Source organism: Campylobacter sp. FU_497, assembly GCF_025772425.1.
GTDB lineage: Bacteria > Campylobacterota > Campylobacteria > Campylobacterales > Campylobacteraceae > Campylobacter_D > Campylobacter_D lari_C.
Window position 1 is genome coordinate 70,833 of sequence record NZ_JAKMSC010000006.1, and the last position, 11,439, is coordinate 82,271.

Below are 11,439 nucleotides of genomic sequence, written 5' to 3' on the forward strand. Positions count from 1 at the left end.
ATTAACCTTTATAAAAAATAATTCAAATTTTATCTAATTAGCGCTTAAAATAATGCTATAATTAATATTTTTTAGATAGAATAAATTTATGATAAAAGCAAAAAAACATTTTGGGCAAAATTTTTTATGTGATAAAAGCGTGGTAGATAAAATCATCCAAGCCATACCCAAAGATACTAAAAATATAGTTGAGATTGGGCCTGGCTTAGGTGATTTAACGCAAGAACTTTTGAAAATCCCACAAGCTCATATTAGAGCTTATGAGATTGATAAAGATTTGATTCCTATTTTAAATAAAAAATTTCAAAATGAGATTGAAGGTGGAAATTTTGAGCTTATTCATCAAAATGCAAGCGATGCTTTTGTTCAAGGAAGTTTAAGCGATAAAGAGTACTTTTTGGTAGCAAATTTACCATATTATATTGCTACAAATTTGATTTTAAAAGCCCTAGAAGATCAAAATTGTCTTGGGCTTATAGTAATGGTGCAAAAAGAAGTAGCACAGAAATTTTGTGCAAATGAAAAAGAAAGTAATTTTTCGGCTTTAGGGGTGCTTTGTGCATTGATATGCCAAAGACAAATGCTTTTTGATATACAACCACAAAGCTTTAATCCTCCACCAAAAGTTACTTCAGCTGTAATGAAGTTAATAAAGACTATTCATTATCAGCAAAAATGTGAAAATATAGAAGCTTTTAAAGAATTTCTTAGAGCTTGTTTTCAAAATCCTAGAAAACAACTCTTATCTAATTTTAAAAATAAAAAAGAAAAAATTTTAAAAGCATTTGAAGCACTAGATATCTCTTCTACCTCAAGAGCTCATGAAATTAGCGTTGATTCATACCTTAAAATTTATGACCATTTAAAGGATGACTATGAGCGAAGAAAACAAAACTCAAGAGCAAAATAAAACTAAAAGATTTAATAAATTCAAAAACAAAAGAAAAAAAGATTCACAAAATCAAGAGCAAAATAGTGAAATTAAAAACGAAACAAAAGTAGAAAATACTCAAACTGAAGCTAGCGAAGAAAAAAAGAAAAAGAAAAAAAATAGAAATTTACCTTCTAAATTAAGTGGTAATGAAGAATGGCAAATAGAACTTGCTAAAAGCATAGAAGCTAATAAAATCATGCACGAGCTAAGACTTCACCCTTTAAAACACAACAACTCAAGCGAACATAAAATTCGTATTACACCTTTGGGTGGGCTTGGGGAAATCGGTGGAAATATCACTGTTTTTGAAACCAACAACGATGCGATTATCGTTGATATAGGTATGAGTTTTCCAGATGGAACCATGCATGGAGTAGATATTATCATACCTGATTTTGACTATGTAAGAAAGATTAAAAATAAAATTCGCGCTATCATCATCACTCATGCTCATGAAGATCATATCGGTGCTGTACCGTATTTTTTCAAAGAATTTCAATTTCCTATCTACGCAACACCTTTAGCACTAGGTATGATTTCAAATAAATTTGAAGAACATGGTTTAAAGGCTGAGCGTAAATGGTTTAGACCTATAACAAAAAGACAAATTTATGAAATAGGTGAATTTAATTTAGAATGGATTCACATAACCCACTCTATCATCGATGCTTGTGCTTTGGCTATTAAAACTAAAGCAGGAACCATCATACACACTGGCGATTTTAAAATAGATCAAACACCAATTGATGGTTATCCAACGGATTTAAGTCGTTTAGCTCAATATGGCGAAGAAGGTGTGCTTTGCCTTTTAAGTGATAGTACAAACTCATATAAAGAAGGCTATACAAAAAGCGAAAGCTCTGTAGGACCTACTTTTGATCAAATTTTTGCCAAAACTAAAGGCAGGGTAATCATGAGCACCTTTAGCTCTAATATCCACCGCGTATATCAAGCTATTAGTTATGGTTTAAAATACGGCAGAAAAGTATGTGTTATAGGACGTTCTATGGAAAGAAATCTCTATACCACTATGGAACTTGGCTATATTAAGCTTGATAGAAAAATTTTCATTGACGCTGATGAAGTAAGCAAATATAAAGATAATGAAGTACTAATTGTCACTACAGGAAGTCAAGGCGAGACTATGAGTGCTTTATATAGAATGGCAACTGATGAGCATAAATTTATCAAAATCAAACCTAGCGATCAAGTTATCATTTCAGCTAAAGCAATACCAGGTAATGAAGCAAATGTTTCTGCTGTGCTTGATTTTCTTTTAAAAGCAGGAGCTAAAGTAGCTTATCAAGAATTTAGTGAAATTCATGTAAGCGGACATGCTAGTATAGAAGAACAAAAACTCATGCTAACTTTAGTAAAACCTAAATTTTTCTTACCAGTGCATGGAGAGTATAATCATATCAATAAACACAAAGAAACCGCTCTAAAATGTGGCATACCTGAAAGAAACATCTACTTAATGAGTGATGGGGATCAAGTAGAGCTTTGCCAAAAATACATCAAACGCGTAAAAACAGTTAAAACAGGAAAAGTCTTTGTGGATAATCAAATCAACAAACAAATCGCAGATGATGTGGTAATCGATAGACAAAAACTAGCAGATAGTGGCATAGTTGTCATCATCGCCCAGCTTGATAAAGCAAGTAAAACTCTTATTAATAAACCAAGAGTATTTAGTTATGGCTTGGTAGCTGATAAACAAGATGGAGCATTCTCAAAAGAAATGAGTGATGTTTTAAGTCAATTTTTCCCAAATGTAAAAGATGAAATTTTAGATAATCCAAAAGTTTTAGAAGCTCAAATTAGACAAGTACTAAGAAAGCATATTTTTAGAAAAATCAAAAAATATCCGACTATAGTACCAACTATTTTTGTGATGTAAAGTAAAATTATGAGAATTAATAAATTCATCTCACACAATAGCAAATATTCTCGCCGTGAGGCTGATGAGCTAATCAAGCAAGGCTTAGTAAAAATCAATAAAAAAACAGCCTTGCTAAGTGATAGTGTAAATGCTGAAGATAAAGTTTTTATCAATGGTAAAAAACTCCATAAAAAAACACAATTTTCAGTCATCATTTATCATAAACAAAAAGGTGAAATAGTTAGTAAAAAAGATGATAGAGGTAGAAAAACCATCTATCATACCCTGCCGAAACAATTTAGCACTTGGCTTAGCGTAGGAAGGCTTGACTTTGCAAGCGAGGGATTACTTTTATTAACTGATTCACCTGTGATAGCAGATGCGCTTATGCATAGTGATTTAGAAAGAGAATATTACTTAAAAGTAAAAGGTAATATAGATAAAAATGTTATCGAAGCTATGCAAAATGGCTTAGAAATTCAAAATGAAAAAAAAGGGGCTCACGCTAAAACTAAAATAACCTCAATGAGTTTTGCTCCATTTTTAGGCTTTGAAATTTTTGGCTCAAGCGGAGGCTATACGAAGCTAAAAGTAATCATTAATGAAGGTAAAAATAGAGAGCTAAGACGCTTTTTTGGACATTTTGATTTAGAAGTGATGGATCTTAAAAGAGTAGCTTTTGGAGCATTAGATCTTGGTATGTTAAAAGCTGGCAAATATCGTTATCTAGAAAATGGCGAGTATGAAAAACTACGTGATTTTTTAAAAACAAATGATATTAGGTATTAAAATTAATACTTTAAAAATACTTAAATTAATTAAAATTTAATTTTAATTTTGTATAATTAGCAATTTAATTTATATAAAAAAGGAAAATTATGGCAAACCATAAATCTGCTGAAAAAAGAGCAAGACAAACTATCAAAAGAACTGAAAGAAATAGATTTTATAGAACAAGATTAAAAAACATTACAAAAGCGGTTCGCGAAGCAGCAGCAAATAACGATAAAGAAGCTGCACAAAATGCATTAAAAGTAGCTAATAAAAGCATTCACGCTATGGTAAGTCGTGGATTTTTAAAAAAACAAACTGCATCACGCCGTGTTAGCAGATTAGCATTATTGGTAAATAAATTAGCATAATTTAATGTTAGCTGATAAACTCAAACCTTTTTTAGCACGCTTTGATGAGTTAAACACTCTTCTTAGCGATGTTAATATCTCTAATGATATTTCTAAAATGACAGCTCTATCTAAAGAGCAAAAAAATTTAGAACCCATAGTAGAAAAAGCAAAAGAATACCTCAAAACCTTAGATGATATAGAAGAGAATAAACTTCTTTTATCTGATCCTGAACTAGGGGAACTTGCAAAAGAAGAACTTAAAAATCTCGAAGCTTTAAAGCCACAACTTGAAGAAGAATTAAAAATTCTTTTACTACCTAAAGATCCAAACGATGATAAAAATATTTTTTTAGAAATTCGTGCAGGCACAGGTGGCGATGAAGCTTCTTTATTTGTTGGGGACTTAGTAAAAGCTTATATACGCTATGCTGAAAATCGTGATTATAAATACGAAATCGTAAGCTCAAGTGAAGGTAGCGTAGGAGGATTTAAAGAAATTATCATTCTTATCAAAGGAAATGGAGCTTATTCAAGGCTAAAATACGAAGGTGGTACGCATAGGGTTCAAAGAGTGCCTGAAACAGAATCTCAAGGTAGAGTTCATACTTCAGCTATTACAGTGGCTATTATGCCTGAAGTTGATGATGTTGAAATTCAAATCAATCCAAATGATTTAAAAATCGATGTAATGCGTAGTAGCGGTCATGGTGGACAAAGCGTAAATACCACAGATAGTGCTGTGAGAATCACTCATATTCCAACAGGTATAGTTGTAGTAAATCAAGATGGTAAAAGCCAACATAAAAACAAAGAAAGCGCCATGAAAGTCTTAAAAGCAAGACTTTTTGAAATGCAAGAACAAGAACGCTTAGCTAAAGAAAGCGAGGCAAGAAAATCACAAGTTGGAAGTGGCGATAGAAGCGAACGCATACGCACTTACAATTTCCCTCAAAATAGAATTAGTGATCATAGAATAAATCTTACTTTATATAGACTTGATGCGATTTTAGAAGGTGGGCTTTTTGATGAGATCATCGAGCCATTAATCGCTTATTATCAAGCAGAAGCTTTAAAACAAGAAAATTTATAATTTCTTGTTTTAATTATTGCTTGCTAGCAAAACTCTATATTGTTCTTTATCTACATTCATCAAAAGAGAAGCGAGTTTAAAAGCTCTAAATTTTTCCATTACAAAAAGATCTTTGCTATCTTTTAAGACTATAGCAACTAAATTTTTCATTACTTTATCAAGCCAAATATTTTTATATTTATCATTTGCTGAATGGTATCTTCCAATGGCATTCCAACTAAAACCATGCTTTTGTATAATCTCATGAAGCAATCTTGCTGCTGTGTCGATATTTACACTAGATTTTACAATCTCTTTTTCGGCAATTTTGTAGCGTTTTAAATGAATACTATTAATTTGCATTAAACCATAATCTCTTGTTTGATTTTTATTTTTACCTATGATATTATGCTTATATGCAGCATTTTCTGTTAAAGCTATAGCCTTAAGTAAAGCCATAGGTATGTTGTATTTTCTAGCTGCAGCTTTAAAGTCTTTGTCATACTTATAAAAATTTTCAGGTATATAAGTATCACCTATAAAAATTTTTGTATCAAAGGCAAAAGTAAAATTAAAAAATACTACTAATAATAAAATCCTTTTTAACATTTTACTCCTTTATATTACTTATGCTATAGCAAATTTATAAATAAAAAATATGTAAATAAGTTAATAAATTATCTAAGAATTTCTTTGATAGTAAGTTGAGGCGTGATTAATCCTCTAAAATTATTTTTGGAAACACTAGCTATAAAGTTGATATTTTCCCCAATTTCTGGTTCATAGTCAAAGTTAAAAAATAAAGCTTCTAAAGTCTTATTTCCTTGTGTTAGAATAAGTTTTATATGATTTTCATCTTTACCAAGTCTTCTTTTATTTTTTACAAAAAGCTTATCAAATTTAAAATAAGGTCTTGGGTTTTTATGTCCGAAAGGTTCAAAAAATTCTAATATCTCTAAAAGTTCAAAATCAACTTCATTTGGGTCAATACTACCCAAAACCTCATCAGCATTGTAAAAATCATCTTTAGGGATATTTTGACAAATTTCATAAAGCTTACTTTTAAAAACACCAAATTTTTCAAGCTCTACCAAAACTCCAGCTGCACCTTTATGCCCACCATAGCTTAAAACAAAGTCTTTAACTTGCTCTATAATATTTAAAATATCTATCCTACCTACACTTCTAACACTAGCTTTAGCCTTTTGATCACATTCTGAAAAAACAAAGGCAGGTTTGTTAAAATGCTTTGCTAAGCGACTTGCAACTATACCCAAAACACCCTCATGCCAGTTTTGACCATTGACAATAATCACAGGATCATTTTCATCAACTTGTTCTAAACACTGCTTAAAAAGCTCGCGTTCTTCATCTTTACGGCTATTATTATAAGCAATGATTTGCTCTAAATACCCCATAACTTCATCAATATTTTTAGAATGTAAAAATTTATAAGAAATAATTGCATCATCCATTCTGCCTGCACTATTAATCAAAGGTGCGATTAAAAAGCTAATATTATCAAGCTCAAATTTATCCTTACCAAAATACTGCTTAATCGCTTTAAATGCAACTCGTTTTGAATCATTAATACACTCTATACCTTTTCTAACTAAGGCTCTGTTTAAATCTCTAAGCTCCATCATATCTGCAATAATTGCAATTGATAAAAGCTCTATAAATTTACACATATTATAATTAATCTTACATACTTCTTTTATAGCAGCGACTAAATACCAAGCCACTTGAGCACCACAAATTTCAATATCAGGAAATTCACAATCTTGTTGTTTAGGATTAATGATCGCATAAGCTTTTGGTAAAGTAGCTGGAGGCATATGATGATCGGTAATGATTAAATCAATTCCTTTTTGTAAACAAAGCTCTGCTGCATCAAAAGCTGCTATACCATTATCTACAGTGATGATTAAATCTACTCCATCAAGTTCATTGATGATTTCTTCATTTAGACCATATCCATCTTTAAAACGATTTGGAATTTTTACCACATAGTCATATCCGATATCATCAAAAAATTCAGATAAAATCACACAAGAAATCACCCCATCTACATCATAATCCCCAACAATAGCAAGCTTTTGATTTTTTTCAATCGCTTCTTTAATACGTAAAGCACCTTTATAGACATCTTTTAAACAAGATGGCATAGGTAAATCACAAAGCTTTACATGCGTATCATTGATAAAACGCTGGTGTAAAATTTCTTTTATTTTGACTTTATTTAGCATGATTTGTTAAAGATGCCTTGATAAAAGAAAAAATAGCCGGATTAACCCTAACTAAGCGTGAAGTAAATTCAGGGTGAAACTGCACTGCTAAGAAAAATGGATGATCTTTAAGCTCTACAGCCTCAACTAAACCTTCATTTTCCCCGCTTATAATAAGCCCATTTTTCTCAAACATTTCTTTGTATTTTGGATTTGCTTCATAGCGGTGGCGGTGGCGTTCTTTTACGCTTTTTTGATTATTATAAACCTTGCTTAAAAGTGTATTTGGCTTGATATGACACTCATAAGCTCCAAGACGCATAGTTCCACCAAGTGGAGTTTTACTTGTTCTAATTTGCTTTTCTCCACTTGCGTCAATAAATTCATCAATCAAAAAGATGATAGGATTTTTACAATTTGGATTAAATTCATGAGAATTTGCATCTTCTAGTTTTAAAACATTGCGTGCAAATTCCACTAAAGAAAGCTGCATACCCAAACAAATTCCTAAAAATGGAATTTTATTTTCTCTTGCATATTGTATGGCTTTGATTTTTCCTTCTACTCCACGATAACCAAAACCACCTGCTACTAAAATCCCACTTACATCTTTAAAGCTTTCTTCAACATTTGCATTTTCTAATTTTTCACTATCAATCCATTTTAAATTTACTCTCGCATCAAGTGCTGCACCTGCATGGATAATGGCCTCTGTTAAGCTTTTATAACTTTCTTTTAAATCTACATATTTTCCTACAAAAGCAATGCTAAGTTCATTACTTGGAGCGATGACCCTTTTTACCAAAGAATCCCATTCGTTCATATTTGGCTTTAAATTTTGAAGATCTAATAAACTTGCAATAGAATTTAAAATATCTTGTTTTAAGAAATTTAGTGGAATTTGATAAATACTAGCTGCGTCTACACTTTCTATAACACAATTTTTTTCAACTCCACATGAAATTGCGATTTTGTCTTTTAACTCTCTATCTAAAGATTTTTCACTTCTGCAAATAATCATATCAGGGCTTATACCTATACGGCGTAATTCTCCCACACTATGTTGAGTTGGTTTTGTTTTAAGCTCTCCTGCTGCTTTGATAAATGGCACTAAAGTTAAGTGAATATTAATAGCATTGTATTTACCCACTTCAAGCTTTAAAGCTCTAATGGCTTCTAAAAATGGCAAGCCTTCTATATCTCCTACTGTACCACCTATTTCAACGATTAAAATATCTTTATCAACTCCGGCTTTTTTAATGCGATCTTTTATCTCATCAACTATATGAGGGATTACTTGTATGGTTTTTCCTAAATAATCTCCTCTTCTTTCTTTTTCTATAACACTTTGATAAACTCTACCTGTTGTGAAGTTATTATCCTGAGATAAGCTCTCATTTAAAAATCTCTCATAATGTCCTAAGTCTAAATCTGTCTCAGCTCCATCTTCAGTTACAAAAACTTCTCCATGCTCTAAAGGACTCATCGTACCAGGATCTACATTAATATAAGGATCTGCTTTTAAAATACTTACTTTTAAACCTGAATTTTTTAAAATCGTAGCTATAGAAGCTGCTGCTATGCCTTTTCCTAATGAGCTTAAAACACCACCGGTTACAAAAATATACTTAGTTTGTTTTAATTTCATAAAATAACCTTAATTTCTTTTTTTGAAATTATAACGAATAAAAAATTTTATTTTTATAAACATTTGTGTAAAATTCAATTATTTTTGAAGGAAATTTTCGATGAAAATCACATTATTAAATCATACTCCACTTTCTGTATGCTCTCATGCAACAAGAACATGTTGGCAAAGTTTTGACAAAGGCGATTGTGGTGGTGAGAAAGACAAAGAATTAATCGATCGTGTGGGAAATAAATTCAAACATGCTTCAACCTTAGAGCATTTAAACTATACTTTTTATATACAAGGTATTTCAAGAGCATGCTTACAAGAAGTTGCAAGACACCGCCACACTAGTCCTAGCGTAAAAAGCACAAGATATACTTTAAAAGAACTAAGAAATGAAAGTGAATTTAAAGAAAATGACTTTGAAAATGCTAAAAGATACTTGGTATTAACCGGAAATGAAGTGGTAGATAATGCAAGTATCAAAGCTTTAGAAAATCTGCGTTTGATTTTGCAAAATAGCATTAGTTTAGACATAGCAAAATACTGCTTACCAGAAAGCTATAAAACAGAATTAACTTTAACGATTAATGCAAGAAGTTTGCAAAATTTTATCACTCTAAGAAGCTCAAAATCAGCCCTTTGGGAGATAAGACAACTCGCAAATGCTTTATTTGAAAACTTGCCTGAGGAACATCAATTTATTTTTAAACATTGTGTTTATCAAGAAGAAAATTCCCAAGATTGATTGGGAATTTTTACTATATTTTTTTAAGAAATTCAGTTTTTAAAACAATCACACCAAATTTATCTACCTTAGCTTCAATTTCGGTGTCTTTGTTTGTAAGTTTAATGTTTTTTATAGTCGTACCACGCTTTAAAGTAGTGCTTGCACCTTTTACTTTCAAATCTTTCACAACACTTACACTATCACCTGCATTAAGCTCAGTTCCATTTGCATCTTTTGGCATATATTCTCCTTAGAATTTATAAGTATATCCTAGATATAAACCATAATTTGTTTGTTTAGGATCATAAAAGTTTGATGAATTAGCAGTGCTGAAATTTCTTGTATTGTAATGAGTTTGCTCGGCTTTAAAACCAAACTCAATTTCATTTGCTTGATTTAACTCATATAAAGCACCGATTTTTGCCCCATAAGTATAACCATCAAAGTCTTGAGATAATGATAATATACTTGTTTTTAAAGTCATATCCGTTCTTGCATAACCACCATATACACCTAAAACTGCTCTTGTTTTTTCAAAGATTTTTGGAGTAAAATCATAACCAAGCAAAAACTTATGTGTAGTAAATTCTCCATCAATTTTAAAACTTGTGGTATTGATTACATCACTAAATTCACTTGAATAATTATAAGCACCATAAATTCTATGGTTTTCATTAAAACGATAACCAACTCTTAAACCAAAAACAGGAACATCACCTTCTAAATCACCATTAAATTTTTTATTATTTTTAGTATGATCAAGATCAGATTTTACCTTAGTATGGAACCATCCTGCATCAATACCTAAAAGCAAACCCGAATTTTCATCAGCTAAAGCCAAATTTGAAACCAAAGCAACACTTGCTGCTAAACTAAATAATTTTAATTTCATATTTTCCTCCTTTAAAATAAGACTTAATATATCCTTTTATTTTTAATAAAAATTTAATTTTGTGGCACTACTAAGTCAGATCTGCATTCAATCACAGTATGCACATTACCACGAGGGTTAAAATCGCCTACTACTTTTATCCATTTTGGATCAAGTTTTTCTTTTAAAGTATTATAAATTTCATTAATACTTGCTTCATGTGAAACATTTCTATACATAAAGGTATTGATATAAAGTTTAATTGCTTTAAGTTCTACTACTAATTTATTTGGAATGTATTCTAAGTAAATTGTAGCAAAATCAGGATACCCACTACGCGGACAACAACACATAAATTCAGGCAAAGTGATTTTAATCACATAATCATTTTTAGCATCATTTGGCCAAACTTCCATATTTTCTACACTAAATTCTTTGATTTCTTTTTCACCATATCGCATTTATAATCCTTAATTTGTTTTTAAAACTTTATAATATCACAATATTTTATATTTTATTTTGACAAAATTTAAAAAGCTTATCTTGAAGTAAAAGCAATTTTTCGCTTTCATTACTAAGAATTTTTATACACAAACCCTCATAAAAAAGTTGATTTATATCATCAAATAAAGCTTTTAATTCTTCATAAAACTCATCGTATCCAAAAAGATAAATACTCAAATAATGCGTATGATTTGCAAAAAAATTTAACTCATTTTCTTTCATATAAGAAGGATTGATTTTAATTTTATCATTTAAAATTAAAGTATCATTTCTATAAATTTGAGTTAAACTCTCATAATTTTTAAAAGCAAATTTTTCATCCATAGCCACTCTACCAAAAATGACAAAATCAACATAAACTAATCTTGAAAAAGAAGCTAGATTGATCTTTGTATTTTGTATAAAATTTGCATTTTCTTGAAGCAAAAGTGGCTTTGGCATATAAAAAAAGCTTGCATTTTCTT

Annotated in this window: 13 protein-coding genes; 6 read left to right on the top strand and 7 right to left on the bottom strand. The window is 30.5% G+C overall.

Going from position 1 to position 11,439, the window contains the following annotated elements; genetic code table 11:
- Window positions 1-88 precede the first annotated feature (88 nt).
- The 5 genes from rsmA to prfA all read left to right on the top strand — a co-directional run bounded on the left by rsmA (window position 89) and on the right by prfA (window position 5,030).
- Entirely contained in the window at window positions 89-910 is an 822-nt protein-coding gene (gene rsmA / locus L8W68_RS04090; protein ID WP_263675087.1) for a 16S rRNA (adenine(1518)-N(6)/adenine(1519)-N(6))-dimethyltransferase RsmA, read from the top strand.
- A complete protein-coding gene (locus L8W68_RS04095) occupies window positions 876-2,834 on the top strand; it encodes a ribonuclease J (protein WP_263683939.1) in 1,959 nt (652 codons plus the stop codon). Before rsmA ends, L8W68_RS04095 begins: the two co-directional genes overlap by 35 nt.
- A 9-nt stretch (window positions 2,835-2,843) precedes the next feature.
- A complete protein-coding gene (locus L8W68_RS04100) occupies window positions 2,844-3,605 on the top strand; it encodes a pseudouridine synthase (protein ID WP_214099280.1) in 762 nt (253 codons plus the stop codon).
- Window positions 3,606-3,694: 89 nt separating this feature from the next.
- Entirely contained in the window at window positions 3,695-3,958 is a 264-nt protein-coding gene (gene rpsT, locus L8W68_RS04105; protein ID WP_039617063.1) for a 30S ribosomal protein S20, read from the top strand.
- A 4-nt stretch (window positions 3,959-3,962) separates the two neighbouring features.
- Entirely contained in the window at window positions 3,963-5,030 is a 1,068-nt protein-coding gene (prfA, locus tag L8W68_RS04110) for a peptide chain release factor 1 (RefSeq protein ID WP_087699093.1), read from the top strand.
- 9 nt (window positions 5,031-5,039) lie between these two features.
- Here the strand turns inward: prfA and L8W68_RS04115 are convergent, their stop codons facing one another.
- The 3 genes from L8W68_RS04115 to L8W68_RS04125 all read right to left on the bottom strand — a co-directional run bounded on the left by L8W68_RS04115 (window position 5,040) and on the right by L8W68_RS04125 (window position 8,885).
- Window positions 5,040-5,618, bottom strand: coding sequence for a lytic transglycosylase domain-containing protein (locus tag L8W68_RS04115; protein ID WP_052768346.1), 579 nt, complete (start codon window positions 5,616-5,618; stop codon window positions 5,040-5,042).
- Between the two features lie 68 nt (window positions 5,619-5,686).
- Entirely contained in the window at window positions 5,687-7,258 is a 1,572-nt protein-coding gene (gene recJ / locus L8W68_RS04120; RefSeq protein WP_263675089.1) for a single-stranded-DNA-specific exonuclease RecJ, read from the bottom strand.
- Window positions 7,248-8,885: a CTP synthase gene (locus L8W68_RS04125; RefSeq protein WP_263675090.1), complete on the bottom strand. Its 1,638-nt coding sequence runs from the start codon at window positions 8,883-8,885 to the stop codon at window positions 7,248-7,250. Before L8W68_RS04125 ends, recJ begins: the two co-directional genes overlap by 11 nt.
- Window positions 8,886-8,985: 100 nt before the next feature.
- On the opposite strand from L8W68_RS04125, the gene thyX reads away from it, so the two are divergent.
- A complete protein-coding gene (gene thyX, locus L8W68_RS04130) occupies window positions 8,986-9,618 on the top strand; it encodes an FAD-dependent thymidylate synthase (protein ID WP_039617054.1) in 633 nt (210 codons plus the stop codon).
- A 13-nt stretch (window positions 9,619-9,631) separates the two neighbouring features.
- On the opposite strand, the gene L8W68_RS04135 is transcribed toward thyX, so the two are convergent.
- The 4 genes from L8W68_RS04135 to L8W68_RS04150 all read right to left on the bottom strand — a co-directional run.
- Window positions 9,632-9,841, bottom strand: coding sequence for an alkylphosphonate utilization protein (locus L8W68_RS04135; protein WP_039617052.1), 210 nt, complete (start codon window positions 9,839-9,841; stop codon window positions 9,632-9,634).
- A gap of 9 nt (window positions 9,842-9,850) precedes the next feature.
- A complete protein-coding gene (locus tag L8W68_RS04140; protein ID WP_263675091.1) occupies window positions 9,851-10,492 on the bottom strand; it encodes a porin family protein in 642 nt (213 codons plus the stop codon).
- Between the two features lie 53 nt (window positions 10,493-10,545).
- Window positions 10,546-10,932: a preQ(1) synthase gene (gene queF, locus L8W68_RS04145; protein ID WP_039617048.1), complete on the bottom strand. Its 387-nt coding sequence runs from the start codon at window positions 10,930-10,932 to the stop codon at window positions 10,546-10,548.
- Window positions 10,933-10,978: 46 nt separating this feature from the next.
- Window positions 10,979-11,439, bottom strand: a 461-nt coding sequence (locus tag L8W68_RS04150) for an urease accessory protein UreD (protein WP_263675092.1), incomplete at its 5' end; no start/stop codon positions are given.